Below are 25,841 nucleotides of genomic sequence, written 5' to 3' on the forward strand. Positions count from 1 at the left end.
GTGTTCTAGGAAGCGCCAGTAGGGGGAGTCGCCGGCGTTGGTGATGAGGGTGTCGGCCAGGTGGGTGGCGAACTCGAGGTCGGCGGGGTTGTGGGTGCGGTGGTAGCTGGTGAGGAAGGCATCTGCCGCGCCGGCGGTGCCGCAGCAGCGGCCGTCGTTGTCCCAGAAGCCGGGGTGGAGGCGGTTGGGGATGCCGGAGTGGCGGACGGCGTCGAGGAGGCGCTGGCGCCAGGTGGCTGAAGAGACACCGGCTACTGCGTCGATACCGGCGTACTCGAGGGCGTCGAAGAGCAGGGCGGTGCCTGCTGGCCCGTGGCACCAGTTGTAGGTGTACTCGTCGCCGTGGCGTTCGGACCAAGGGATCACGCGCGGGACTTCGAAGCCGCCCGCGTCGTGGCGGCCGAGGGTGACCAGGTGCTCGGCGCCTAGCTGAGCGGTCTCGATCAGGTCGGGGCGGTTGAGTTCGGCCCCGGCCAGAGCCAGTACGGCGGCGATGCCGGCTAGGCCATGGCTCAAGTTCGGCATCTCCAGCGGCGGTGGTTTGCGCAGGTATCGCCGTGGCACGAACAGCCAGTTCACGCCGGCCGGTGTCTTCTCCTGCTCGGCCAGGAGGTGGTCGATGGCGCGATCAGCCAGTGCCTGAGCCGGTACGCCGTGGCGGATGGCCCAGAGCGCGCCGAGAAGCACGCTGCCCGTGCCGAGGGTGAGGTCGTTGCAGACAGCGCCCGGTTCGTACGAGTCCGAATCGGCGAGGAACTTCTCCTGCCAACCGGCCGGCGTGGCAATCTCCAGAGCCCGGTCGACCGCAGCCTCGGCGCCAGGTTGGCCCAGTGCCGTGAGGACGCCGATCGAGCCGACCAGGCCGTCGAAGAAGGAGATCGAGGACTCGGTGGGGATCGAGGCGCGGACGCGTTCGGCGATCCCGTCGGCGAGCTCGCGCTCGGCGGCCGTCCAGGGCCGGGTGAGCTTGATCTCCGCGAGGGTGTAGGCCAATCCGCCAACCCCGCTGTGCATGCCGTGCAGGAACTCGGTCGGCTTCTCAGCACCCGGATACTCCGGGATCCACGGACCGTCGTCGTCCCACTGCACCTGGCCGAGCACCCAGGCCCAGGCTGCCTCCGCCAGTTCGCCGTACGACGTCATGGTCGCGCGTTGCGGAGGCGGATCCCGCTCCACTCGAGGGTGCTCGTGATGACCTCAGCCCAGAAGTCGTGCAACCGGTTCAGGACCCGCAGTTGGATCCCCGCCTCGTCGTGCAGCTCGAACAGGTCGCCGACCCGCTCCGGCGGTCCGAGCGGCTGGACCTCGGTAGTGCTGACAAACGCGGCGTCGTTCAACTCGAACGGTTCGGCCGGCAGACGGTAGGCGTAGAGCTCGACGGTCCGCATCGCGTTCAACCAGCCGTACTCGACGGCGTGGACGCGGGAACCGGAGCCGGGACCGATGATCCGGGCCTGGTCGTCAGGAGTGGTGGAGGGGCCCACCCACGCCATTGCGCGGGGGCACTGCCTCGGGAACCAGTAGTCGGGGGCGCGGTCGTGACCGACCGCCCAGACATAGGTCGTTCGGGGCCGGAAGACCTCGATGGTGGGGTCTTCGGAGAAGTGCAGAACCTCTCCGGCAGCTGAGCGCATGCCGGGGATCCTAGTACGGCGGGTTGGATCGTCTCAGCCCGGTTACGGGTTCAGTCCGCAGTGCGAACGGAGCCACGGGATCGGGTTGATCGGGTCGCCGCCGTCGGGCCGGACCTCGAAGTGCAGGTGCGGGCCGGTGACGTTACCGGTGGAACCGACCGCGCCGACCTGGTCGCCCGCCATCACGGTCTCGCCGACCGAGACGCTGAATTTGTTCATGTGGTTGTACCAGGTGACGGTGCCGTCGGCGTGCCGGACCTGGACCTGACGGCCGTAGGGGCCGGCCCAGTCGGCGAAGATCACCACGCCGCGCATCACGCTGCGGATCGGCGTCCCGGTCGGGGCGGCGAAGTCGGTCCCGGTGTGGGTGCGGGCCCAGCGGCTGCCGCCCTGCCCGAAGGTCGCGGTGATGTGGTAGCCGGAGATCATCATCTCGCAGCGGTTCATCGACTCGCGGAGCTTCTTCGCCTCGGCCTTCTTGGCCGCGAGCAGCGCGGTCGCGCGCTTGGCGGTGAGATTGTTCGTCGCGTTCAGCTTCGCGGCGCGGGCCTTGGCCAGCGCGGCCGCGGCGGCCTGCTTCTTGTTCGTGTCGTTGCCGGCCAGGGCGACCCGGGAGGAGTCACGGGTGGCGAGCTGGCGTGCCTGGATGCGAGCAGTGGTGATGCCGGACAGGTTGCCGTTGTCGAGGCTGGCCGCGGCAAGGTTCACCGCTGTGTTGGCCTGCGTGGGGGACGACAGGGCGCTGTGGCTGAAGCCTACGGCTCCGGCCGCCGCAGCGAGGGCTGCGGTCAAACCGACGATCTGGGTACTGCTGGGGGTGTTACGCCTGGCAACACGATGTTTGGCGCTGTGACGACTTGCGCCGGTCTTGCGCGCAGCGTTGCCTGGCGTGACGCGGTTGCCCGCGGCACGATGCTGGGACACAACGTGGCCTTCCGGTCACAGGGGAGGGGTTGGGGTAGTGCTTGGCTCTGCAACCTTTCGCCTCCACCAGGCGTTTATTCCCGGTGAGGACTTGAGCACGATAACGGAAGAGTCACGAGCCGACAAACCCTGCCACCCGCTTTTCCGCTCCACCTTCACGAAACTTTTGCATGAGCCGCTGCACGTGCATCAGCCGCGCGAGCGCCAACAGGCTGCCTGATCAGGCAGTTTGCGGTTGATCGTCCAGATGCGCCAGTACGCCGGTGATCTCGTGAACAGTTTCTCCGTGGAACGGCAACGAGAGATGGCCCACCCCGCGGACCCGGACGTTCCGGGCGGTCAGGTCGGGGTGCCGGAGCCGCGCCCGGCGCTGCGGCACGATCAGCTGGTCGACGTCGCTGTAGAACGCCACGAACCGCGTCGGTACGCCGGGAGCCGGCTCCGCGAGCTCTTCCATCAGATCGCTCTCCGGCCGCAGCTGCTTCACCAGCGGCCATGGCAGCAGCCGAGCCGCGACCGTCCCCTGATGTGGTGTCCCCAGCGTCACGCAGGTGTGGACGCGCTCGTGACCGCCCAGCTTCTGGATGTAGTACCGCGCGATCAGTCCGCCGAGGCTGTGACCGACCACATGGATCTGGTCCGAGCCCGATGCCTCGCAGATCGCCTCGATCTCGGCACCCATCCGCTCAGCCGTACGGCGGACGTCCACCGTCAGCGGTGAGTACGAGAAGGTGTGGATGCTGCTGAATCCGCGCCGCATCAGCTGCCGGCGCATCAGTGCGAAGATCGTGTGGTTGTCGATGATCCCGTGCGCCAGCAGGATCGGCGTACCGGCTGCTTGGACGTCGTTGACCAGCAGACCGCGCTGGGCCGGTGTCAGTCCGGCCAGGGAGAGCCGGTGGGTGCGGGAACCGGATCCGCCGAGCAGGCCGAGCGGATACATCGCCAGGTGAGTGGTCATCCAGCCGATCTCGACGGCGGCACCCTGCAGCACCCGCGGGGTGATCGCCGAGCGGGCGCCGTACCGGAGGCCGTCCAGCGCGCCTCGCACCTCGTCCTGCCAAGAAGTCATTTGCGGCTCCTCACAGCGAACCAGACCCCCCGGTGGTCCGATCTCTTTCCACGGTAACCGGTTCCCACGAACCGTGGCGGGGAACACACCTCTCCGTGTCTTATCCGTGAGATTCGCACCGGCTAACCTGCGAATATGCCTTCAACCAGCACTTTGCGTGTCGTCGTCGCCAAACCCGGCCTGGACGGCCACGACCGGGGCGCGAAGGTTGTAGCCCGCGCACTGCGGGACGCCGGGATGGAGGTCATCTACACCGGGCTGCACCAGACCCCCGAGCAGATCGTCGAGACCGCGATCGCCGAGGACGCCGACGCGATCGGCCTGTCCGTCCTGTCCGGCGCGCACATGACCCTGTTCAAGCGGGTCCGTGAGCTGTTGACCGAGCGTGAGGCCGACGACATCGTGGTCTTCGGCGGCGGCATCATCCCAGACGCGGATCTGCAGCCGCTGGCGGAGCTCGGCGTACACAAGATCTTCACCCCCGGCGCGACCACCACCGAGATCGTCGAGTGGGTCCGCGGCCATGTCGGCGACGCCTCCGCCTCGCCGGCCTGACCTGCCTCGTCAGTAGGTTACTAATCGGTAATACCGAATCGTTAAGAAACACCTGGTTGTGCAGGCTCTCGAATCGCGGTCGCATACAGGCATGCGGTACGTCCGGTAGCAGGACCGTTCAGTGACGGGTGTGTAACTCAGAACACATCACCCCCGTCTTCGGTTACTGTCCGGACAGGTGGCGTCACAGTGCGGTGGGGGCCTGGATGCCGCTCGCGCAGGGACGATGCAATTCCCATCGGGAGAGGGCAGGTAACGATGAGGTTTGAACGATCACACACCCGCAAGGCGGTCGCTCTGGCCGTGGTGAGCAGCCTGGTGTTGCTCACGGCGGCGTGTGGTGGCGGAGATGACGGCGGCAGTGGCAACAACGGTTCGGGGGGTGCGCTCGAGGGCCGTGGACCGATCAAGTTCGCCACCGGCAAGGACACCTCGGGCAACCTGAAGAACCAGGTCGACGCCTGGAACACGCAGCACCCGGACGAGAAGGTCGAGGTCGCGGAGCTGCCCGAGTCGGCAGACCAGCAGCGCAACCAGATGATCTCGAACGCCCAGATCAAGTCGACCGAGTTCAGCGTGCTGAACCTGGACGTCGTCTGGACCGCCGAGTTCGCGGCGAACCGGTGGATCACCGAGCTGCCGCAGGACCAGTTCCCGGACCTGGGCAAGCTGCTGCCGACCACGGTCGACACCGCGAAGTACCGCGACAAGCTGTACGCCGTACCAGTGACGTCCGACGGTGGTCTGCTGTACTACCGCAAGGACCTGCTGGACAAGGCCGGTGTCGAGGTACCGAAGACCTGGCCGGAGATGGTCGCCGCCTGCGCGAAGGTGAAGGCGCTGCCGGAGGGCAAGGCCATCAACTGCTACGCGGGCCAGTTCGAGAAGTACGAAGGCCTGACGGTGAACTTCTCCGAGGCCGTCAACGGCGCCGGTGGTGTCGTGGTCGGTGACGACGGCAAGCCGAACGTGGACACCCCGGAGGCACTGGCCGGTCTGACCGCACTGGTCGAGGGCTTCAAGACGGGCTTCATCCCGAAGGCTGCCATCACCTACCAGGAGGAGCCGGGGCGCCGCGCCTTCCAGGACGGCAATCTGCTCTTCCACCGCAACTGGCCGTACGTGTACGCGCTGGCGAACAAGACCGACGGTTCGTCGAAGATCGCCGGCAAGTTCGCGGTCGCAGCGCTGCCGGGTCTGAGCGGACCGGGCGTCTCGACGCTGGGTGGTCACAACTACGCCATCTCCGAGTTCGCCACGAACAAGGCGACCGCGGCGGACTTCATCAAGTTCATGTCGAGTGAAGAGCGTCAGAAGGCGAACGTCGAGAAGACCTCGCAGGCGCCGACCTGGGCGTCGCTGTACGACGACCCGGCGCTGAACAAGCAGTTCCCGTACCTGGCGCCGCTGAAGGCGTCGATCGCGTCGGCCAAGTCGCGGCCGAAGGTGGTCAAGTACGGCGACGTGACGACCGCGATCCAGGAAGCGGCGTACGGCGCGCTGAAGCAGCCGGCCGAGAAGGATCCGAAGCAGACGCTGACGGACCTGCAGACCAAGCTCAGCTCACTCATCACCCAGTGACCCGGACGTGGGGCCGGTACGCAGTCAACGCTGCGTACCGGCCCCGCGTTGTCACCGCCCACGGCTGTGGGCGGAGAGAGAAGGAGGCATGAGGTGAGTGAATCCGCCTCGGCCGTTGAGCCGACGCCGGGCAAGAAAGTCCGGCGTACGTCGTTCAACGAGGGCACCGGCCGGCTGGCCGCACTGCTGTTGTCACCAACCCTGATCGTTCTGCTCCTGGTCATCGGCTACCCGATCATCTCGGCGCTGCGGGAGTCGCTGTACATCAGCGGCCAGCGCATCGACGCCGACGGGTTCGTCATCGAGGGCTCGCAGTTCGTCGGGCTGGACAACTTCGCCGCGATCTTCTCCGGCGAGACCGGAGACCGGTTCTGGAACGCGTTCTACAACACCACGTTCTTCACCGTCACCTGCGTCGTCCTCGAGACGGTGCTCGGCATCCTGATGGCCATGGTGATGCACAAGGCGTTCAAGGGCCGTGCGATCGTCCGGGCCAGCATCTTGGTCCCGTGGGCGATCCCGACCGTCGTGTCCGCGCTGCTGTGGAAGTGGATCTTCCAGGCCGACGGCATCGCGAACGAGGTCCTCGGCACCCAGATCCTGTGGTCCACCGAAGGCTGGCAGTCGGTGCTGTCGGTGATCATCGCGGACACCTGGAAGACGGCGCCGTTCATCGGGCTGCTGGTGCTGGCCGGCCTGCAGACCATCCCCGACGAGGTGTACGAGGCCGCGAAGGTCGACGGGGCGAGCCCCTGGAAGACCTTCACCCGCATCACGTTGCCGTTGGTGAAGCCGGCACTGCTGGTGGCAGTGCTGTTCCGCATCCTCGACACGCTGCGCATCTTCGACCTGCCGTACGTGCTGGTCGGTCCGAACAAGGCGTCGGTGGAGACGTTGTCGATCCTGGCGTTCCTCGAGTCGAATCAGAACCGGTACGGCCCGGCCGCGGCGTACGCGACCCTGCTGTTCCTCTACATCGTGGTCGTCGCCTACGTGTTCGTGAAGCTGCTCGGCGCCGACGTGATCGGTGAGGCCCGCGTGGCCAAACCGAAGAAGTCCCGCGGGAAGGTTGGTGCGTGATGGCTGACGCTGAGAAGGCTCCGAAGAAGATCGACGTCAGAGCGGCCGAGGCACCCTGGTACCGGCGGTGGTTGCCGCTGATCGGTATCGGCGCCATCGTGATCTTCTGCCTGGTGCCGTTCTACTGGATGGTCGTGTCGGCGCTGCGCCGGCCGAGTGACCAGTTCGACAACTCGATCATCCCGAAGCGGTGGTCGCTGGAGAACTTCACCGACGTGTTCCAGCCCGGCACCGGCTTCGGCCGCGCCCTGCTGAACAGCCTGATCGTGGCCGGCACCGTGACGATCCTGACGCTGATCGTCGGTATGGTCGCGGCGTACACGCTGGCCCGGCTCGACTTCAAGTTCAAGAACCTCGTACTGGCGATCATCATCACCACCTCGATGTTCCCCGGGATCTCGCTGGTGATCCCGCTGAAGAAGCTGTTCAGCGACATCGAGTGGATCAACACCTACCAGGCGATGATCGTGCCCAGCCTGTCGTTCGCCCTGCCGCTGGCCGTGTGGAACCTGACGGCGTTCTTCCGTCAGATGCCGCGCGAACTGGAGCAGGCGGCGATGGTCGACGGCTGTACGCCGGCCCAGGCGTTCCGCAAGGTGATCATCCCGCTGGCCGCACCGGGTGTGTTCACGACCGCGATCATCACCTTCATCGCGGCCTGGAACGAGTTCCTGATCGCGGTCAGCATGGTGAACCGCAAGGACATCTCGACCGCGAACGTCCTGATCGCGAGCTTCACCGGTACGTCGGGCCGCGACCAACCGTTCGGCAGTCAGATGGCGGCCGGTGTCGTGGTCACCATTCCGCTGGTGATCGCCGTGCTGATCTTCCAGCGCCGCATCGTCGCCGGCCTCACAGCAGGTGGCGTCAAGTAACTTCACCGAGAAGGCCGGAACCCTGACCAGGGTTCCGGCCTTCCGCTGTTCTAGAAGCGGTTCGGGTTGGTGGCCGTCCAGAGCGACATCAGGTCGTTGGTGGCCGGCGTCAGGTAGCTGATCACCTTGGTGGCGCGATCGATGCGCACGCCCACCGGGTGCAAGGTCAGCGGGGTGTTCGGAGGCTGCCAATAGAGCTGCGGGGTGATCGGAGCGTCGCCGTCCTGGTAGAGGTGGTAGGCATAGTCCTGCAGGACCTTGAGCGCTGCCACCAGGTGGTCCTCGCTGGTGATGGTGTGGACCAGCACGTACTGAGGCAGCGGAACGGAGACCAGTGCGCCGTACCGGCCGACGCACTCGCCGATCCGATGCACGTGCGCCGTGGCGTAAAAGTGTGTGCCGCGGAACACGGTGCATGGCACACCGTCCAGTGGCTGGTGGTCGACGTACGACTTCTCATAGCGCAGCGAGGACGCGAGCGCGTGGTCGAACACCTTCGCCTCGGGAGTGCCGGCCACCTCGGTGCGGTTGATCGGGCGCATCGAGTCGGGGTAGTCCATCACGACCGACTCGATGAGCCCGGGTGCCACCGGGCGCGTGAGCATGAATGGCAGCACGTCGGCTGGGAACACATCGTCCGGGTAGAGCCGGAGGCGAAGGTTCTGCGCGGTTGAAATGTCGATCCTCGGCAGAACCCCCACCGGACCTTTGTTTTTACGCCACATGGTCCAAGCGTCAGAGCTGGAGCCAGGCAGTGGCGTCTGTTGGCAGCTTGTTGTCGACCAGAGCTGCACTTGCGAGCAACAGTTCGCTGTACGGCGGTAGCGCGACAGGCGCCGTACCGAGGTTGGTGACGCAGCGGAACGTGCCGCGGGTGAAGGAGAGGACCTCGGCCGGGGCGTCCTCGTCCCAGGTGAGGCGGCCTTCGCCCAGCTCAGCGTGGTTGCGGCGGATGCGCAGTGCTGCCTTGTAGAGCGCGAGGTGGCTGTCCGGATCGTCCGCTTGCGCCGAAGCGGTCAGCGGGGCCCAGTTGGCTGGCTGCGGCAGCCACGGCTGGCCGTCACCTGGCCCGAACCCGTACGGCGGCTCTGTGCCGGACCACGGGATCGGGACTCGGCAGCCGTCGCGGCCGCGGTTGGTGTGACCGGACCGCTCCCAGACCGGGTCGTCCAGAACCTCCTCCGGCAGGTCCTCGACCTCCGGCAGCCCCAGCTCATCGCCCTGATAGATGTAGGCCCCACCCGGCAGCGCGAGCTCCAGCAACGCCGCCGCGCGGGCCCGGCGCAGGCCGAGCGCCAGGTCGGTCGGTACGACGCCCGCCCCGGCCAGTGCGTCTTCCAGCGCTCGGCCGTAGCGCGTGCGGTGCCGGATCGTGTCGTGGTTGCTCAGCACCCAGGTCGCGGGCGCACCGACCGCCCACAGGTTGCCCGTGGACCGGTCGATCACCTCGCGCAGGTCCTTCGCGTCCCAGGACGCACGCAGCGCATCGAAGTTGAACGCCGCGTGCAGCTCGTTCGGGCGCACGTACTTCGCCAGTCGCTCCGGCGGCGACAACCACGCCTCGGCCACGAAAACCCGCGCGCCCTGCGGCGTACCGGCGTACTCATCGGCAATCGCGCGCCAGCGCTGGTGGATCGTGTGCACGCCAGGCTGGTCGTAGAACGGGTTGCCGACGTACTTGTCCTGGGTCGGCTGACCGTCCTTCAGCGGTACGTCGGGCAGGGTCGCGTCCTTGGCCATCGAATCGGCCACGTCGATCCGGAACCCGTCGATCCCACGGTCGAACCAGAACCGCAGGATCGAGTCGAACTCCTCGATCACCTTCGGGTGATCCCAGTTCCAGTCGGGCTGGGAGATGTCGAACATGTGCAGATACCACTGGCCATCGTCGATCTGTTGCCACGCGCCACCGCCGAAGGTGGCCGGCCAGTTGGTCGGCGGACGGCCTTCGACGCCGTCGCGGAACCAGAACAGGTCGCGCTCGGGGGAGCCCTTGCCGGCTGCCAGGGCGGCCTTGAACCACGGGTGCTCCCAGGAGCAGTGGTTCGGGACCAGGTCGATCAGGATCCGCAGTCCGAGGGCGTGCGCCTCGGCGATCAGGGCGTCCGCGTCGGCCAGGGTGCCGAATTCGGGATTGATGTCGCGGTAGTCGGAGACGTCGTACCCGCCGTCGAGTAGTGGGGACGGATACCAGGGGCTGATCCAGATCGCGTCCACGCCGAGGTCGGCCAGGTACGGCAGGCGGGCGCGGACACCGTTCAGATCGCCGGTGCCGTCACCGTCCGCATCCGCGAACGAGCGCGGGTAAACCTGGTAGACGACGGCGCTACGCCACCAGTCGTCAGCTGGTCTGGTGCGTGCATCAGTCATGGCACCCAGCCTGACACGGACGACCGACAACGCTGTGACGGTCGTCTCAGCGCGTACCCCGGCTGTCGCACCGGGTGCCGAGGTGGCTAGTCTCAGGCCGACGGAACGCGCCGGCGACCGTGCCCTCTGCACCGCAGCCTGCCGTGCCTAATCTGGACAACGCGGGACTCGAACAGGCGAGAGAGGGACCACAGTCGTGGACTTGATGGAGTACCAGGCGAAGACTGTCTTCGCCAAGCACGGTGTAGGGACGACGGTGGGTGAAGTCGTCCACACGCCCGAGGAAGCTCGTGCTGCGGCCGAGAAGCTCGGCGGCGGCACGGTGGTCGTGAAGGCCCAGGTGCTGACCGGCGGCCGCGGCAAGGCCGGCGGCGTCAAGCTCGCCGCCAACCCGGACGAGGCCGAGGAGCGCGCCCGCGAGATTCTCGGGCTCGACATCAAGGGTCACATCGTCAAGACGCTGAACATCGTGCCGGCCGCGGCGATCGCGGAGGAGTACTACTTCTCCTTCCTGATCGACCGGGCCAACCGCAACTACCTCTGCATCGCCTCCGCCGCCGGCGGCATGGAGATCGAAGAGGTCGCGCACACGAACCCCGACGCGGTCGCCAAGATCTCGATCGACCCGGCCACCGGTGTCGACGAGGCCAAGGCCCGGGAGATCGCCACCGCGGCCGGCTACCCGGCCGACATCATCGACGCGGTCGCGCCGGAGATCGTCAAGCTGTACGGCGTCTTCCTGGCCGAGGACGCGACGCTGGTCGAGGTGAACCCGCTGGTCAAGCTCAAGGACGGCCGGGTCGAGGCGCTCGACGGCAAGGTCTCGCTGGACGAGAACGCCGACTTCCGGCACCCGGAGCACGCGGCCTTCGCCGACTCGTCGGCGGCCGACCCGCTGGAGGCGGCGGCCAAGGCCAAGGGCCTGAACTACGTGAAGCTCGACGGTTCGGTCGGGATCATCGGTAACGGCGCCGGGCTGGTCATGTCGACCCTCGATGTCGTGGCCTACGCGGGTGAGGAGTTCGGTGGCGTCAAGCCGGCCAACTTCCTCGACATCGGTGGCGGCGCGTCCGCCGAGGTGATGGCGAACGGGCTGGAGATCATCATCTCCGACGCCCAGGTGAAGAGCGTGTTCGTCAACGTCTTCGGTGGCATCACCGCCTGTGACGCGGTCGCGAACGGGATCGTGCAGGCCTTCGAGCTGCTCGCCGCCCGCGGCGAGGCCGTCAGCAAGCCGCTGGTCGTCCGGCTGGACGGCAACAACGCCGAGGAGGGCCGCCGCATTCTCGACGAGGCGGGCCTCGCCGGTCTGGAGCGGGTCGACACGATGGACGGCGCCGCCAAGCGGGCCGCCGAGCTGGCTGCGAAGTAAGGGATCGCTGAAATGTCTATCTTCCTGACCAAGGACAGCAAGGTCATCGTCCAGGGCATGACCGGCTCGGAAGGCACCAAGCACACCACGCGGATGCTGGCGTCCGGCACGAACATCGTCGGTGGCGTCAACCCGCGCAAGGCGGGCACGAGCGTCGACTTCGACGGTACGTCGGTCGCCGTGTTCGGCACTGTCGCGGATGCCGTCAAGGAGACCGGGGCGAACGTCTCGGTCATCTTCGTGCCGCCGAAGTTCACCAAGGACGCCGTACTGGAGGCCGTCGCGGCCGAGGTACCGCTGGTCGTGGTGATCACCGAGGGCGTGCCGGTGCACGACACCGCCGCGTTCTTCGCCGCCGCGCAGGCCTCCGGCACCACCCGGATCATCGGGCCGAACTGCCCGGGCATCATCACGCCGGGTGAGTCCAACGCCGGCATCATCCCGGCGAGCATCGCCGGCGCCGGCCGGATCGGTCTGGTGTCCAAGTCGGGCACGCTGACCTACCAGATGATGTACGAGCTGGCCGACTTCGGCTTCTCCACCGCGATCGGTATCGGTGGCGACCCGATCGTCGGTACGACGCACATCGACGCCCTGCAGGCGTTCCAGGACGACCCCGACACCGACGCGATCGTGATGATCGGTGAGATCGGTGGCGACGCCGAAGAGCGCGCCGCCGCCTTCATCAAGGACAACGTCACCAAGCCGGTCGTCGGCTACGTGGCCGGCTTCACCGCGCCCGAGGGCAAGACCATGGGCCACGCCGGCGCCATCGTCTCCGGCTCCTCCGGCACCGCCGCCGCGAAGAAGGAGGCCCTCGAGGCCGTCGGCGTCAAGGTCGGCAAGACCCCGACCGAAACCGCCAACCTGATGCGCGAAATCATGCAGAACCTCAGCAAGTAAGTACTACGGCAAAAGCCCCGGAAACCCTTGGTTTCCGGGGCTTTCGCGTGCACTCCTACTTGTAGGAGACCGAGCGTTCGGCGGCTCGGCGGAGGGTGTCGAGGAAGGCGCTGTCGGTGATGTCCAGGTCGGTGAGGACCGGGAAGAGCAGGTAGACGGCGTGGTTGCCGGCGGCGGCTACGCCGATCCGGAACTTGGCCTTCTTGCCGTTGCCGGTGTCGAAGGAGGCTTCCCAGGCCTCGCCCTTGACGCCGCCGGTGGAGAGGTTGCCGGCGGAGTGGACCTTGGCGGTGGAGACCGCCTTCTGGCAGCCGTCGACGTTCTTGCGGACCAGGTTGACGTAGGCGGCGGCCGCGTTCGGGGAAGCGAAGCGGGCGACGGTGTCGTCGAGGCCGAACTCGGTCGGCACCTTGGCGCCGGGGGCCAGATAGGTCTGGGTGGCGTACTTGGCGGCCTTGGCCTTCTTCGGGTCGGTCCGCTCGCACTGGGTGGTGTTGCCGACCTTGCCGGGGGTGCTGACCCAGGGCTTGTCGACGGCCGCGATGATCGGCAGCTCGGCCGGGGCCATGAAGCCGGCCGGCTCGGAGGTGGGCAGCAGGCTCGCCTTGGCGGCGGGGGTGCCGGAGCCGCAGCCACCGGTCTGCGGGCAGATCTTCTGCAGGGCCGCGGCGGTCGCGTTCAGGACTGCGTCCGGCTTCGGTGGGGAGGTGCCATTCGTGTCGTGCTCGACCACCAGCGTGGCCTGGCCGGCCAGGGTGACCGAGACGGTCCGGTACCGCGTCTTGGGGCCGGTTGCCTGCCCGAAGACCGCGATCCAGCCCTTCTCGCCCATCCCGCTCAGGAGGTAGCTGTTGTTCAGGCGGGTCCGCTTCTCGGCGGCACACTGGCTGAACCAGCCGACGATCGTCCCGTACGCCTTCTCCGCGGCCGCTGCGTCGTTCGACACCTCGACGTACTGGACTGCGGAGTCCTTGGTGCTGGCGTTCGCGAACTTCCGCACCCAGGTCCGCAGTCCGGACGGGTCGGCGAACCGCTGGGACTGACAGACGTAGTCGTGGTCCCCGGCGCCGCTACCGTCCGAAGTGTCGCTGACCGTCCACGTGCCGGTCGAACCGAGCGTCTTGGCGCCGGCGACATCGAGCAGGCCCGTGTCGTCGGCGAGCACCTTGGAGTCGCTCGACCTGTCGTCGCCCGAGCCCTTCTTGGCGTCGCCGGACGAGTCATCGCCGCCGAACGCGTTCAGCGCGGCGATACCGCCGCCGCCGACCAGCACTACCACCGCCACACCGGCAGCGATCGTCTGGTTCCGCTTACGCGCCTTCTGCCGGCGTGCTTCCCGGGCAGCGGCACGACCGCCGCCACGTTGTGCGCGGTGGGAACCGGCCAAAGCTCGACCTCCTGAGTGATTCCACCCGAGAGTACTGGGTAGATCCTGTTCGCCCACAGTCAGCTACCCCCTGATGACGATCCAGGGAACTGATCAGTAAGCAAGCGCGCCGAAGTCTCCCATATCCGGCGTGTCTGGCGAAGCGGTGTCCAGCAGCAGAGCGACGATGGGAGTCAGATGACCGACATGCTCAGCCGCCCGGGCGCCCCCGGCGGCGATTCTGCCCCTCCGCCGGGCGCTGTGGACGCCGTACCGACCAAACCGGTGATCCTGTCCGCAGTGCTGTCGGCGGGCGCGTGCTTGCTCACCGGCCTGCTCACCTGTACGGCGGTCGCCGTGATCGGCTGGCTGGCTGCCACCTTCGGCGGTGCGTCCGGAGCGATCCGGGCCGGTGCGTCCGCCTGGCTGGTGGCGCACAAGGCGGGCGTGACGCTGGGCACCGGCACGATCTCGATCGCACCACTCGGTCTGACCCTGTTCTTCGCCTGGTGCCTCTACCGCGGCGGCAAGTCTGCGGCCCGCAGCAGTGCGGCGGATCACACCAAGGATCTGATCCTGCTGTCCGCTGTGTACGCCGGTGTCTACGGTCTGGGCGGTCTGATCGTCGCCCTGCTCACGGCTGACGGCGCAGTGCACGTTTCACCGCTCTCCGCGTTCCTGGGCACCGCCTCACTCGCACTGGTCGCCGGGACGATCGGAGTACTGGTCGAGTCCGGTGCGGCCGCGGACATCGCCGATGCGACTCCACCTGGCCTGCGCGACGCCGTACCGGCCGCTGCAGCCGCCGTACTGACCGTGGTCGCCGTCGCCTCCGTCCTGTACGGCGTACTGCTCGCGATCCACTTCTCCCGCGTCACTGCGATGCTGGAGCTGCTCGACGCCGGAGTGATCGGGTCGGTGGTGCTGTTCGCGCTCTGCCTGATGCTGGTGCCGAACATGGTCCTGTACGGCGTCTCCTTCCTGGCCGGACCCGGTTTCCAGCTCGGTACGGGTACGACGATCGCCCCGACCGGCGTGGATGTCGGAAATCTGCCTGCGCTCCCGCTACTGGCCGCCGTACCGGCAGACGGGTCCACTCCGACCTACCTGCTCGTGCTGACCGCGCTGGTGCCGCTGGGAGCCGGTGCGATGGCCGGACTGGTCGTCGTACGGCGTGGGCGTGCGGAGCAGCACGCTGATGCGCTGGGCTGGGATGCGTTCGCGCTACGCGGCGGAATCGCGGCCCTACTCGCCGGAATCGCCTTCTACGTGCTGATGGCGCTGTCCGGCGGCTCGGCCGGGCCGGGGCGGATGGCCGCGGTCGGAATCCCGTCCGCGCTGGCGGCGGCCGGCGTACTGACGGCGGGGATGGCGATCGGGGCCGCGATCACCGCGGCCGTGGTGGCTGCCCGCCGACCGGCTGAACCGGAGCCCGAACCCGAGCGATAGGCTGCCCGGCGTGACAGACCCGGTTGCCCCTACCCCTGAGCCTGCTCGGCTGGTCGTGCTCGTTTCAGGCTCCGGATCGAACCTGCAGGCTCTGCTGGACGCCAGCGCCGACCCGGCGTACGGCGCCCGAGTGGTTGCTGTTGGCGCGGACCGCGACGGCACTGTCGGGCTGGAGCGGGCCGAGGCCGCCGGGGTGCCGACGTTCGTGCACAAGGTCAAGGACCACGCCGAGCGGGCCGACTGGGACAAGGCGCTGACCGCGTCGGTGGCGCAGTACCAGCCCGATCTCGTCGTGTCGGCCGGATTCCTGAAGCTGGTCGGGGACGACTTCCTGGCCGCGTTCGGCGACCGCTACATCAACACCCACAACGCGCTGCTGCCGGCGTTCCCCGGGATTCACGGGCCGCGGGACGCGATCGCGTACGGCGTCAAGGTGGCAGGCGCCACCCTGTTCTTCGTCGACGGTGGGGTCGACACCGGCCCGATCATCGCGCAGGTCGTCGTACCCGTCGAGGACGACGACACCGAGGAAACCCTCACCGAGCGGATCAAGGAGGTCGAACGCCGCCAGCTGGTCGAGTGGGTCGGCCGACTGGTCCGTCAGGGCTGGACCATCACCGGACGAAAGGTTCGACTGAAGTGAGCACCGACCGCAGGCCGATCCGCCGGGCGCTGATCAGCGTCTACGACAAGACCGGTCTGGAGGAGCTCGCTGCCGCGCTGCACACGGCCGGCGTCCAGCTGGTGTCGACCGGCTCCACCGCGGCGCGGATCGCCGCGGCCGGGGTGCCGGTGACCAAGGTCGAGGAGCTGACCGGCTTCCCGGAGTGCCTCGACGGTCGCGTGAAGACGCTGCACCCGATGGTGCACGCCGGCATCCTCGCCGACCTGCGCAAGCCCGAGCACGTCGAGCAGCTGAAGGAAATGCGGGTCGAGCCGTTCGACCTGGTCGTCAGCAACCTGTACCCGTTCACCGAGACGGTCGCCTCCGGTGCGTCGCCGGACGAGTGCGTCGAGCAGATCGACATCGGCGGTCCGTCGATGGTCCGCGCCGCCGCGAAGAACCACCCGAGCGTCGCGATCGTCACGTCACCCGCGCAGTACGACCTGGTCTACAACGTGCTGGACGAGGGCGGCTTCTCGCTCGAGGAACGCAAGCAGCTCGCCGCCGCGGCCTTCATCCACACCGCCGAGTACGACGTCGCGGTCGCGTCCTGGATGGGCAACGTGCTGACCGACTCGACCGAGGGCTCCGGCTTCCCGTCGTGGGTCGGCGCTGCCTGGGACAAGAAGGCAGTGCTCCGGTACGGCGAGAACCCGCACCAGCCGGCCGCCCTGTACGTGAACGGCCGCGGCGGTCTCGCGGCCGCCGAACAGCTGCACGGCAAGGAGATGTCGTACAACAACTACGTCGACTCCGACGCAGCCCGCCGTACGGCGTATGACTTCGCCGAGCCGGCCGTCGCCATCATCAAGCACGCCAACCCGTGCGGCATTGCCGTCGGCAACGACATCGCCGAGGCCCACCGGCGCGCCCACGAGTGCGACCCGGTCTCGGCGTACGGCGGCGTCATCGCCACCAACCGCCCGGTCACCGTCGAACTCGCCAAGCAGGTCGCCGAGATCTTCACCGAGGTCCTCGTCGCCCCCGCCTTCGAGGACGGCGCCGTCGAGGTCCTCCAGGCCAAGAAGAACATCCGCCTCTTGGTCGCCCCGCCGGTCTCGGCTTCTGAAACGCTGGAGATGCGCCCGGTCAGCGGCGGCTTGTTGTTGCAGCACACCGACCGCTTCCAGGCCCCCGGCGACGACCCGTCGGCCTGGACCCTGGCCGCCGGCTCCGCCGCCTCGCCGGAACTGCTCGCCGACCTCGCCTTCGCCTGGAAGGCCTGCCGCGCCGTCAAGTCCAACGCCATCCTCCTGGCCGCCAACGGCGCCTCGGTCGGCGTAGGCATGGGCCAGGTCAACCGCGTCGACTCCTGCCGCCTGGCCGTCTCCCGCGCCGGCGATCGCGCGGTCGGTTCGGTCGCCGCCTCCGACGCCTTCTTCCCCTTCCCCGACGGCCTCGAGGTCCTCATCGAAGGCGGCGTCAAAGCAGTAGTCCAGCCCGGCGGTTCCATCCGAGACGAAGCCGCCATCGAAGCCGCCACCAAAGCCGGCCTCACCATGTACTTCACCGGCACGAGGCACTTCTTCCACTAGCACGCCGCGGGCGTGGGCTCACCACCCACGCCCTTCGCGCTGCGGGCGGACCTGCATCCTCTGCACAAGCCGGTACGACGTTGAGCACGGGTCAGTCACTTGCCCGGCCCGAAACTGGTTGATGGGTGCTCAAAGCGAGCCGGCTGCCCGACCTTGAGCACGGTTCGACCGTCTCGGCGCGGGTCGCGTGGTTGATGGGTGCTCAAGGTGCGTTGGCCGGCCGCGGCTGAGCGAAACCCTGTTGCCCTGTGCCAGCCGGGCTCATACGTTGAAGATTCTTCAGCTGCCCGGGAGGTGACGTGAGGCCGTATCTCGATCAACTCTTCACCCTCAGACCCGCAGGGAGCGCACGTGGACGTTGAAGGTTGCCTCGGTTGTGACGTCGTCTCCGGCCGTCTACCCGTACCGGGTGGGTTGCTGCATCAGTCGGACCATTGGGTGGTCAACCACGTGGTCGGGTCCATGAACCTGGGAACGCTCGTTCTGAGCCCGCGCGATCACGTGGTTGCCGTTGCAGAGTTGACGGTTGGGGCCGCGGACGAGCTCGGCCCACTACTCCGCCGTACGGCGCAGGTCGTGGAATCCGTCCTCGAACCGGAGCAGACCTACGTGAGCTCGTGGGCACACGGCGAACACGGCCGTAAGCACCTGCACATCGTCGTACAGCCGGTCACCACCGCGACAGTCGAGGAGCACGGCGGCGCGCGGTCGGAGCAACTCCAGGCCAAGATGCTCTTGTCAGGCAGGGAACTGGACCGGCACGAAGTCGAGGAGTTCTGCCAACTGGCTACCCGGCGTTTCGACGAACCTGCCGCCGACAAGACCTGACCAATGCGCCACAGTAGAGGCGTGACTGATCAGGACCCTCAGACCGAACTCGCCCGCCTGCGCGGCACCATCGACAACATCGACGCCGCCCTCGTGCACCTGCTCGCCGAACGCTTCAAGTGCACGCAGCAGGTGGGCGAGCTCAAAGCCCGCAGCAGCCTCCCGCCCGCCGACAAGGCGCGCGAAGAGAGCCAGATCACCCGCCTCCGCTCCCTGGCCACCGACGCCGGCCTGGACCCGGTCTTCGCGGAGAAGTTCCTCAACTTCATCATCGCCGAGGTCATCCACCACCACGAACGCATCGCCGAAGGCAAGTGATCAGCCGAGCACGAGTCGCTCGTCCCCGAACTCGGCGATGATCTCGAGCCGCCCACCGAGCGCCTCGACATACTTGCGAATAGTGCTGAGCTCAGACCGAGCCAGCTCACCCCGCTCAATCTTGGACACCGCAGTCTGCGTAATGTGCAGCCGCTCAGCCAGATCGGTCTGCGTCAACCCGTGCTCCTGCCGCACCTCTGCAAGCCGATAAGCCCGAATCTCGGCCAGCGCTTCTTCCTTGTAGGCCTCGTGCCTGGCCTTGTCCTCCGGAGTCTTGACGTACTTCGCCAGCTCTTCTTCATGCGTGTGGTATTTCATTCTTGTTTCCTCCGCCCGTTCATCGGCCCTGGCTGCTTCTTCAGTTCAATCAGCCACTCGTCGTACAACTCGTCGGCGATCGGAATATTTGTGCGGTACCAGGCCTCCCAGCGACCTGCTTTGTCGCCGCCGATCAGTAGTACGGCCTGCCGCACCGGGTCGAACACGAACAAGACCCTGATCGTGCCACTCCGCAACTCCTTCATGTTCGGATGACGTGACGACTTGATCGTCTCCACCACCGGTCTGCCGAGCCCTGGCCCGAGCTCCGCGATCAGGCTGACCCGGGCGCGAAGCCTGTCACGATCCGGCGTCGACAACTCGTCCAACCACTGCGCGTAGGCCTCGGTATAGGCCACCGTGTACGTCATTAAAGCAGACTAGTACCTCTGAGTTCTAGAACCCAAAAGTACTATTTGCGTCAACTTCAGTTGGGGACGATCAGGGCGAGGGTGGCGATGGCGATGGCGGCGAGGAAGAGGAACGCTGTGTCGAACATGCGGCCTCGGACGTGGAGGAGGCTTGCGGCGCGGTCGGTGAGGGTGGCTCGGAGGAGGGCTGCTACGCCGGGGGCGGCGGCGAAGATGAGGATGCCGTTGCGCCAGTTGTAGAAGGTGAGGATGACCAGGCCGGTGAGGCCTACCAGGAGGGCGACGGCCAGGGGCCATTCGGTGGTACGGCGCTGAGCCTCGCCGGCCATCAGCACGTCACGCTCGCTTCGGGGCGGACTCGGCGGCCTCGACGACGTTGCTGAGGAGCATGGCGCGGGTCATCGGGCCGATGCCGCCGGGCATGGGGGCGATCCAGGCGGCCTGGTCGCGGGCGGCGGGGTCGATGTCGCCGACGATCTTGCCTTCGGGGCTGCGGCTGGTGCCGACGTCGAGGAGGACGGCGCCGGGCTTGACCATGTCGGCGGTGATCAGGCCGGCCGAACCGGCGGCGGCGATCACGATGTCGGCGGTGCGGACGACGGCGGCCAGGTCGGTGGTGCCGGTGTGGCACTGGGTGACGGTGGCATTCTCGGAGCGGCGGGTGAAGAGCAGGCCCATCGGGCGGCCGGCGGTGACGCCGCGGCCGACGACGACCACGTGGGCGCCGGCGATCGGTACGTCGTACCGGCGGAGCAGTTCGACGCAGCCCTTGGGGGTGCAGGGGAGCGGACCGTCCTGGCCGAGGACGAGCTTGCCGAGGCTGACCGGGTGCAGGCCGTCGGCGTCCTTCAAGGGGTCGATCAGGCCGAGGATCGTGTTGGTGTCGACGTGCTTCGGCAGCGGCAGTTGAACGATGAAGCCGGTACAGGCCGGGTCCTCGTTCAGCCGGGCGACCTCGGCCGCGATCTCTTCCTGGGTGGCGGTGTCGGGCAGTTCGACCTGGATCGAAGAGATGCCGACCGCGGCGCAGTCGCGGTGCTTGCCGGCGACGTACGCCCGGCTGCCCGGGTCGTCGCCGACCAGGATCGTTCCCAGCCCGGGAACCACACCCTGCTCCGCCAGCTTCGCGACCCGGACCTTCAGTTCGTCCTTGATCGCCGCCGCCGTCGCCTTGCCATCCAGAATCTGCGCTGTCACGAGGCAAGAGTCTGCCATGCGGACCCCCGGCCCATCACAAGTGCTCGCCCAACCTGGTCGCCCCGCTCAGCGACGGGCGGCGATCGCACTTGTGATGGCGTGCCGGTCCGGGAATACGAGCTGCCTTGCCGCAGTTCAGTCAGATAGTTTATTCTTGAACTATCTAGTCCAGAGGAGACCCGAGATGCCCGCCGTGACCGTCAGTGACATCACTGTGCTGCCCCGCATCCACCAGCCGGATCCGGCCGTCGCGCGGGAGCGGGCGGTGAAGTCCGTGACGTCGGCGCCGAGTGGTTACGAGGGCGAGGGCTTCCCGGTACGGCGGGCGTTCGCGGGCGTGGATCTGAAGGATCTGGACCCGTTCATCCACATGGACCAGATGGGTGAGGTCGAGTACGCACCGGGTGAGCCGAAGGGCACGCCGTGGCACCCGCACCGCGGGTTCGAGACCGTCACGTACATGCTCGACGGGATCATGGAGCACCAGGACTCCAACGGTGGTGGCGGTGTCATCTCCAACGGCGACACCCAGTGGATGACCGCCGGATCTGGACTCCTGCACATCGAAACCCCGCCCGAGCACCTCGTGATGAGCGGCGGTCTGTTCCATGGTGTGCAGCTCTGGGTGAACCTGCCGAAGGCGCAGAAGTGGGCGGCGCCGCGCTACCAGGACATCCGTGGTGGCGACTCGGCGCTGCTGTCCACGCAGGACGGTGGCGCGCTGATCCGAGTGATCGCCGGATCGGTCGACGGCCACGACGGACCGGGTTCGACGTACTCACCGATCAGCCTCGTGCATGCGACAGTCAGCCCGGGCGCCGAGTTGGTGCTGCCGTGGCAGCCGGACTACAACGCGCTCGTCTACGTCCTCGCCGGCCAAGGCACGGTCGGCGCCGAACGCCGTCCGTTCCGCAAGGGACAGCTCGCCGTTTTCGGTCCCGGAGACACCATCCGTACGGCGGCCGCGCCCACCCAACCCCAGGCCGAGCCGAACCTCGACGTACTGGTCATCGGCGGCCGTCCGATTCGCGAGCCGATCGCGATGGCCGGGCCGTTCGTGATGAACACGCGCGCCGAGGTGGTGCAGGCGTTCGAGGACTTCCAGGCCGGCAAGCTCGGGTCGATCCCGGCAGTCCACGGCCTCGGCACCGACCTCCACCAGTCCAACTGAACTAACCTGCGGCGGTGACCGCAACCAAGGAGCAAGCCCGACGCTGGGTCGGAGTGTTTCTGGCCATGGTCGCCGCCGTTGTACTGCTCGGCTTCGGCTACATCAACGCCGGCCTCAACACCTACCTGCCGCACGTCACCAACGATCAGTCTGTCCGCCCAGGTCAGGCGAAGGACACCACCTGGTTCGTGCTGCTCGCGGTGTGGTCGCTGGCCATGCTCGTCTGCGCCGGCTTCCCGGAGCGCGGCAGATCCTTCTGGCGAGCGAGGGGCTGGGCGGTCGGCGCGGTCGTCCAAGGCCTGAGCGGTCTGATCGCCGCCGTCGGGGTGGGAATGGCAGCCGCGTTGTACAACATCGGCCCCGCCGACCTGGAAGAAAATCCATGCCGGTACGCCGGGAGCTGCTGGCCGCACGATCCCCAGCTGTACGCGTGGATGGTGCCGGGCCTGATCGGCGCGCTGGCGATGTTCGTCATGGGCTGCCTCGTGCTCTGGGTGCCCTGGTGGATCCGCGTGCTCACCCCGGTCGTGCTGTGGGTGGCCGCCGTACTCACCCTGCATGCGATCTGGGTGCCGGTCCTGATGCCGATCTTCACCGGCCCGCCGAGGTAGCCCTCAGCCCTCCGGATAGAACAGGAACAACGTGCACCCGACGGCCGACTGCGGCACGTGCGAGGACCCGGCCGGTGCATGAATGAACGACCCGGCCGGATAGTCACGTACGCCGTCGTTGAACACCCCGTCGACCACGAACACCTCCTCCGGCCCCGGATCATGGATGTCGATGCCTTCCCATGACGACCCCGGATCCATCTCGAGCACGTGCGCCGACGCGACGCCGCCCTTCCACAGCGTCCGCAGTCGAATACCGGGGAAGAGCTCGCGAGCCGGGACGTCTGCTGCCGAAATCCATTCCATACCGGCAATCCTGGCAACAAAAGACCACCGACCCCAGTGTCTGAATAGTCCTGGGCAGGTACTTTTCTGCCATGAGCGCGCATCGCGTCGTCGCCTTGGTCTCGGCACCCCAAGGCAGTTTCGAGCTCGGCTGTGTGGCCGGTGTCTTCAACGCCGACCGCTACCGCTTCACGATCTGCGCCGAACGCCCCGGCCCGATCCGGACCGTGCAGGGCTTCGACCTCGTCGCCCCCACCGGACTCCGTGCGCTCGACCACGCGGACACCATCGTCATCCCCGGCTGGCTCCCGAACGATCGCCAGCCGTCACCGGCAGTCCTGCGCGCCCTCAGAAGAGCCCACGACCGTGGCGCGAGACTCGTCAGCATCTGCTCAGGCGCGTTCGCCCTCGCCGCGACCGGCCTGCTCGACGGCCGCCGGATCACCACACACTGGCGGTACTGCGACGACCTGCAGCACCGATTCCCCGCCGTACAGGTTGATCCCGATGTGCTCTACATCGATCACGGCGATATCGCGACCAGCGCCGGATCCGGTACCGGATACGACCTCTGCCTGCAGTTGGTCCGGAACGATCACGGCGCCGCGTACGCCGCCCGGATCGCCCGCCGGATGGTGATGCCGCCGCACCGTGAAGGCGGTCAAGTGCAGTACCGCGCCGATGACGAACCGCCGCCCGGCGAATCCCTGGCCGCCTTACTGGACTGGGCAAACGAGCATCTCGCTGAGCCGATCGGCATCGGCGAGCTGGCCGCCCGCAGCAATGTTTCAGCCCGAACTCTGGCCCGCCGTTTCACCGATCAACTTGGTACGGCGCCCGGCCAGTGGCTGCTCGCCCAGCGGATCGCCAGAACCCGTGTCCTGCTGGAGGAAACCGACCTCCCGATCGAAACCATCGCCACGCGCACTGGGCTTTCCTCGGCGACCAACCTCCGCCGCCGCTTCCAGAAAGCAGTCGGTACGACGCCCAGCGCCTACCGCAGGTCGTTCCGCGGAACGAAGTCGCCGGACTGGTCCAGTTCGATGTAGGACCGGATCCGCGGATCGTCGAAGTCGCCGCCGTACGCTGTCACGAACGTGCGCGCGGCCGAGGGGCCGCCGTACTGCGGGTTCAGGCCGTTGGACAGGCTGTTCACCATCAGAGCGAGGTCGAGATAACGATCGCCCGTGCCGAGTCGGCCGATGTCGAGGACGCCGCAGAACTTCAGGGTCTCGGGGTCGACGAAGACGTTCGGGGCGCAGTAGTCGCCGTGGGTCACGGCAGTCGCCGTACCGGGGAAGGGTGAGGTGAACGGACAGCCGGACAGGGAATCCAGTTGCCGCAGGCCCTCCGCGAGCGCGGCGAGAACGGCAGGCCGGTCGGCCGAAGGCCATGGCTGGGAGGCGTCGATGCCGGGAAGTTCGGCGGTCAGCAGCCAATTGTTGCCTCGGTCAACGACCTGTGGACAGGGGAATCCGGTCGAGGCGAGCCATTCCATCCGATCAGCCTCGTCGCTGATCGCGGTGCCGATCGGACCGTCGCCGGTCTTGTAGTACAGCCGTTCGCGGCCCCGGGTCAGCCGGACGACGGTCGCTCCCGACATACCGACAAGAACCGGCTCGGCGCCGGAAGCGCCGAACCGGTCCATCAAGCGTTGAAGATCCACTCAGCGAAGATTACGGTGCAACGCCGAAATGAGCTCCCCATTTGATGTGTCACCGTCGAGCGACCAGATCATCGCGCCGCCGAGGTTGCGGTGCGCGATGTACTGCGCCTTGCGCTTCATCTCGGTCGGGTCGTCCCAGGTCCAGAATGTGGTCCCGTCGAACAGCCAGGCGAAGCCGGCCTTGGTGTCGCGGTGGACCGTGAACGTCGACAGCTTCGACTTCAGGATCCGGTAGTCCTCGTAGCCTGCCTCGTACGTCGCCGGCGCGGGGCCGGTGGCGTTCTGGAAGAGGCCGTTGTTGGCGTTCGTCACGCCGGTCCATCCGCGCGAGTAGAACGGCACACCCATCACCAGCTTGCTGCGCGGAGCGCCCCGGGCGATGTAGGCGTCGATGGTGACCTGCGAGCTGAATTCGGTCGGTGTCGGGTCACCTGCGGGCCCGTCGATCGAGGACTGCTGATTCGTCTGCGGGTCCCAGGCGCCGTGGTAGTCGTATCCCTGGGTGGTCCCGAAGGTCAGATCCTTGAAGACCTTCTTGACCTCGAACCCCCGGTCGACCTGAGCCGGGTCCGCCGGGAGGAATGCGGTCAGGTCGTAGCGGCCCTTGAACGGCCACGACGCCTTGTCGAGCTGCGTGCGGTACTCGTGCACGAGCCCGGTGAAGTTCTGCTTGTCCTCGGGCCGGATCACGTTGCCCGGGTTGCCTTCACTGGCCGGCCATTCCCAGTCCAGGTCGATCCCGTCGAAGATGCCCTTCGCGGCACCGGCCGGCAGACCGGGCAGGTTGCCCTTGATCCACAGGTCCGTGCAGGACTTGACATGCGCTGCGCGCGCCGAAGGTAGAGCCGCGTTCGAGAAGTACTTCGAGCCGGTCCAGCCACCCAGCGAGATGCTGATCCGCAGCTTCGGGAACTTCGCCTTCAACTGCTTGAGCTGGTTGAGGTTCCCGTTCAGTGCCTGACCGGGCTGATCGGCGACCCCGCTGACACTCTGCTCGGCGCTGAACGGGCGCTGGAAATCGGCCCACGGGTCGCTGCTGTAGCAGTTGCCCTGCTCGTCGACGAACCCGAACGCATAGTTGATGTGAGTCAGCCGGGCGGCTGACCCGTTCTTCACCAGGTCACTGACCAGGAAGTTCCGGTCGTACCCACTCCATTGCGTGTAGTACCCCACCACGCGCTGACTGCTGCCATGTGCTTCGGCCGGTACGGCGGTAACTCCCGCCAGCACGCTGGCCGCGGCAACCAACAGTCCAATACTTCGACGCTTCATCAAACTCCCCAACGGGCGGTATGGGACAAGTGCGCTCACAGTAGGGCCGCTGAAACGATTTACACAATGTCCCTACCAAACCCAGTCGCCCAGTTGCCGCCACCCTGCGCCGAACGGGCCCGCGTGCGCGAGCCGGTGGAACAACCCTGCCCGCAGTGCCGCCCGACGGTACCGACGCCCACGCCACCACTGGTGGCCGGAGACACCCACCGACGGCCGGAGATCCCGCACCACAGGTCCCCGGCCACCACAACCTGTCTCCGGCCGTACGGCGTTTGGCGGGTCGGGCTTGTACGTCGGCCCTGCGGCGGCGCGCTCGCTGCCCGCGGCACCGTACAACCACCGATCATCGGAGTCTGCCTGCCGAATCCCGGCAGCCCGACTCCGCAAACCCGCGGCCGAGGGGCGGGTGGTGGGGGAAAGC

The 25,841-nt window shown here is 67.4% G+C and carries 29 protein-coding genes; 14 read left to right on the forward strand and 15 right to left on the reverse strand.

What is annotated here, in order from left to right; all coding sequences use genetic code 11:
* From E1261_RS22725 to E1261_RS22740, 4 genes are all read right to left on the reverse strand, one after another.
* Positions 1-1,143, reverse strand: a 1,143-nt coding sequence (locus E1261_RS22725; protein ID WP_132409641.1) for a lanthionine synthetase LanC family protein, incomplete at its 3' end; no start/stop codon positions are given.
* Positions 1,140-1,634 carry a DUF6886 family protein gene (locus E1261_RS22730; RefSeq protein ID WP_132409643.1) on the reverse strand — a complete coding sequence of 165 codons (495 nt, stop codon included), beginning with the start codon at positions 1,632-1,634 and terminating at the stop codon, positions 1,140-1,142. The genes E1261_RS22730 and E1261_RS22725, both read right to left, overlap by 4 nt.
* A 42-nt stretch (positions 1,635-1,676) precedes the next feature.
* The gene (locus E1261_RS22735) at positions 1,677-2,558 is read right to left on the reverse strand and encodes a M23 family metallopeptidase (RefSeq protein WP_238176376.1); all 882 of its coding nucleotides are present in this window, start codon (positions 2,556-2,558) and stop codon (positions 1,677-1,679) included.
* A gap of 220 nt (positions 2,559-2,778) precedes the next feature.
* Positions 2,779-3,630 (reverse strand): esterase/lipase family protein, encoded by an 852-nt coding sequence (locus E1261_RS22740; protein WP_132409645.1) that lies wholly within the window; start codon positions 3,628-3,630, stop codon positions 2,779-2,781.
* A 135-nt stretch (positions 3,631-3,765) separates the two neighbouring features.
* Between E1261_RS22740 and E1261_RS22745 the strand changes: the two genes are divergently transcribed.
* The 4 genes from E1261_RS22745 to E1261_RS22760 all read left to right on the forward strand — a co-directional run bounded on the left by E1261_RS22745 (position 3,766) and on the right by E1261_RS22760 (position 7,721).
* Positions 3,766-4,185 (forward strand): coenzyme B12-dependent isobutyryl CoA mutase small subunit, encoded by a 420-nt coding sequence (locus E1261_RS22745; RefSeq protein ID WP_132409647.1) that lies wholly within the window; start codon positions 3,766-3,768, stop codon positions 4,183-4,185.
* A gap of 258 nt (positions 4,186-4,443) precedes the next feature.
* Complete coding sequence (locus E1261_RS22750) at positions 4,444-5,766, forward strand: ABC transporter substrate-binding protein (RefSeq protein WP_132409649.1); 1,323 nt, start codon at positions 4,444-4,446, stop codon at positions 5,764-5,766.
* Between the two features lie 93 nt (positions 5,767-5,859).
* A complete protein-coding gene (locus E1261_RS22755) occupies positions 5,860-6,846 on the forward strand; it encodes a carbohydrate ABC transporter permease (protein ID WP_132409651.1) in 987 nt (328 codons plus the stop codon).
* A 128-nt stretch (positions 6,847-6,974) separates the two neighbouring features.
* On the forward strand, positions 6,975-7,721 hold the full coding sequence (locus tag E1261_RS22760; protein WP_420814021.1) for a carbohydrate ABC transporter permease: 747 nt from the start codon (positions 6,975-6,977) through the stop codon (positions 7,719-7,721).
* A gap of 50 nt (positions 7,722-7,771) precedes the next feature.
* On the opposite strand, the gene E1261_RS22765 is transcribed toward E1261_RS22760, so the two are convergent.
* Both E1261_RS22765 and E1261_RS22770 read right to left on the reverse strand, forming a co-directional pair.
* Positions 7,772-8,422, reverse strand: a complete 651-nt coding sequence (locus E1261_RS22765; RefSeq protein WP_132409655.1) for a hypothetical protein — start codon at positions 8,420-8,422, stop codon at positions 7,772-7,774.
* A 34-nt stretch (positions 8,423-8,456) separates the two neighbouring features.
* Complete coding sequence (locus E1261_RS22770) at positions 8,457-10,091, reverse strand: glycoside hydrolase family 13 protein (protein ID WP_132409657.1); 1,635 nt, start codon at positions 10,089-10,091, stop codon at positions 8,457-8,459.
* A 196-nt stretch (positions 10,092-10,287) separates the two neighbouring features.
* Between E1261_RS22770 and sucC the strand changes: the two genes are divergently transcribed.
* Both sucC and sucD read left to right on the forward strand, forming a co-directional pair.
* Positions 10,288-11,463 carry an ADP-forming succinate--CoA ligase subunit beta gene (gene sucC / locus E1261_RS22775; protein ID WP_132409659.1) on the forward strand — a complete coding sequence of 392 codons (1,176 nt, stop codon included), beginning with the start codon at positions 10,288-10,290 and terminating at the stop codon, positions 11,461-11,463.
* Positions 11,464-11,475: 12 nt separating this feature from the next.
* A complete protein-coding gene (gene sucD / locus E1261_RS22780) occupies positions 11,476-12,366 on the forward strand; it encodes a succinate--CoA ligase subunit alpha (RefSeq protein ID WP_132409661.1) in 891 nt (296 codons plus the stop codon).
* A 55-nt stretch (positions 12,367-12,421) separates the two neighbouring features.
* On the opposite strand, the gene E1261_RS22785 is transcribed toward sucD, so the two are convergent.
* A complete protein-coding gene (locus E1261_RS22785; protein ID WP_238176377.1) occupies positions 12,422-13,651 on the reverse strand; it encodes a hypothetical protein in 1,230 nt (409 codons plus the stop codon).
* Between the two features lie 279 nt (positions 13,652-13,930).
* Here E1261_RS22785 and E1261_RS22790 point away from each other — a divergent pair, with 279 nt between their 5' ends.
* The 5 genes from E1261_RS22790 (at position 13,931) to E1261_RS22810 (ending at position 18,526) form a co-directional block, all read left to right on the forward strand.
* A complete protein-coding gene (locus E1261_RS22790) occupies positions 13,931-15,181 on the forward strand; it encodes a cell division protein PerM (RefSeq protein WP_132409665.1) in 1,251 nt (416 codons plus the stop codon).
* A gap of 10 nt (positions 15,182-15,191) precedes the next feature.
* Complete coding sequence (purN, locus tag E1261_RS22795; protein WP_132409666.1) at positions 15,192-15,824, forward strand: phosphoribosylglycinamide formyltransferase; 633 nt, start codon at positions 15,192-15,194, stop codon at positions 15,822-15,824.
* A complete protein-coding gene (gene purH / locus E1261_RS22800) occupies positions 15,821-17,380 on the forward strand; it encodes a bifunctional phosphoribosylaminoimidazolecarboxamide formyltransferase/IMP cyclohydrolase (RefSeq protein ID WP_132409668.1) in 1,560 nt (519 codons plus the stop codon). Before purN ends, purH begins: the two co-directional genes overlap by 4 nt.
* 351 nt (positions 17,381-17,731) lie before the next feature.
* Positions 17,732-18,208, forward strand: a complete 477-nt coding sequence (locus E1261_RS22805) for an HIT family protein (protein ID WP_132409670.1) — start codon at positions 17,732-17,734, stop codon at positions 18,206-18,208.
* Positions 18,209-18,229: 21 nt separating this feature from the next.
* Positions 18,230-18,526: a chorismate mutase gene (locus tag E1261_RS22810; RefSeq protein WP_202874941.1), complete on the forward strand. Its 297-nt coding sequence runs from the start codon at positions 18,230-18,232 to the stop codon at positions 18,524-18,526.
* Here the strand turns inward: E1261_RS22810 and E1261_RS22815 are convergent, their stop codons facing one another.
* Genes E1261_RS22815 through E1261_RS22830 form a run of 4 tightly spaced genes read right to left on the reverse strand, consistent with a single transcriptional unit; the run spans position 18,527 to position 20,412 of the window.
* Positions 18,527-18,844, reverse strand: a complete 318-nt coding sequence (locus E1261_RS22815; RefSeq protein WP_132409674.1) for a helix-turn-helix domain-containing protein — start codon at positions 18,842-18,844, stop codon at positions 18,527-18,529.
* On the reverse strand, positions 18,841-19,215 hold the full coding sequence (locus E1261_RS22820) for a type II toxin-antitoxin system RelE/ParE family toxin (protein ID WP_132409676.1): 375 nt from the start codon (positions 19,213-19,215) through the stop codon (positions 18,841-18,843). The genes E1261_RS22815 and E1261_RS22820 overlap by 4 nt, the downstream gene beginning before the upstream one ends.
* A 56-nt stretch (positions 19,216-19,271) precedes the next feature.
* Positions 19,272-19,544 carry a DUF3017 domain-containing protein gene (locus E1261_RS22825; RefSeq protein ID WP_132409692.1) on the reverse strand — a complete coding sequence of 91 codons (273 nt, stop codon included), beginning with the start codon at positions 19,542-19,544 and terminating at the stop codon, positions 19,272-19,274.
* 7 nt (positions 19,545-19,551) lie between these two features.
* On the reverse strand, positions 19,552-20,412 hold the full coding sequence (locus E1261_RS22830; RefSeq protein WP_132409678.1) for a bifunctional methylenetetrahydrofolate dehydrogenase/methenyltetrahydrofolate cyclohydrolase: 861 nt from the start codon (positions 20,410-20,412) through the stop codon (positions 19,552-19,554).
* 184 nt (positions 20,413-20,596) lie between these two features.
* Between E1261_RS22830 and E1261_RS22835 the strand changes: the two genes are divergently transcribed.
* Both E1261_RS22835 and E1261_RS22840 read left to right on the forward strand, forming a co-directional pair.
* Positions 20,597-21,583: a pirin family protein gene (locus E1261_RS22835; RefSeq protein WP_132409680.1), complete on the forward strand. Its 987-nt coding sequence runs from the start codon at positions 20,597-20,599 to the stop codon at positions 21,581-21,583.
* Positions 21,584-21,597: 14 nt separating this feature from the next.
* On the forward strand, positions 21,598-22,194 hold the full coding sequence (locus E1261_RS22840) for a hypothetical protein (RefSeq protein WP_132409682.1): 597 nt from the start codon (positions 21,598-21,600) through the stop codon (positions 22,192-22,194).
* Positions 22,195-22,197: 3 nt separating this feature from the next.
* Here the strand turns inward: E1261_RS22840 and E1261_RS22845 are convergent, their stop codons facing one another.
* The gene (locus E1261_RS22845; RefSeq protein WP_132409683.1) at positions 22,198-22,500 is read right to left on the reverse strand and encodes a cupin domain-containing protein; all 303 of its coding nucleotides are present in this window, start codon (positions 22,498-22,500) and stop codon (positions 22,198-22,200) included.
* Positions 22,501-22,571: 71 nt separating this feature from the next.
* Here E1261_RS22845 and E1261_RS22850 point away from each other — a divergent pair, with 71 nt between their 5' ends.
* On the forward strand, positions 22,572-23,528 hold the full coding sequence (locus tag E1261_RS22850) for a helix-turn-helix domain-containing protein (RefSeq protein ID WP_132409684.1): 957 nt from the start codon (positions 22,572-22,574) through the stop codon (positions 23,526-23,528).
* Here the strand turns inward: E1261_RS22850 and E1261_RS22855 are convergent.
* The 3 genes from E1261_RS22855 to E1261_RS46465 form a co-directional block, all read right to left on the reverse strand.
* Positions 23,474-24,145: a phosphotransferase gene (locus tag E1261_RS22855; protein ID WP_132409686.1), complete on the reverse strand. Its 672-nt coding sequence runs from the start codon at positions 24,143-24,145 to the stop codon at positions 23,474-23,476. The two genes, E1261_RS22850 and E1261_RS22855, sit on opposite strands and share 55 nt — an antisense overlap.
* A complete protein-coding gene (locus E1261_RS22860; protein WP_132409688.1) occupies positions 24,146-25,417 on the reverse strand; it encodes a glycoside hydrolase family 18 protein in 1,272 nt (423 codons plus the stop codon).
* A 72-nt stretch (positions 25,418-25,489) separates the two neighbouring features.
* On the reverse strand, positions 25,490-25,841 hold a 352-nt coding region (locus E1261_RS46465), incomplete at its 5' end, for a hypothetical protein (protein WP_238176378.1).

It is taken from the genome of Kribbella albertanoniae (genome assembly GCF_004348455.1).
Taxonomy (GTDB): Bacteria; Actinomycetota; Actinomycetes; order Propionibacteriales; family Kribbellaceae; genus Kribbella; species Kribbella albertanoniae.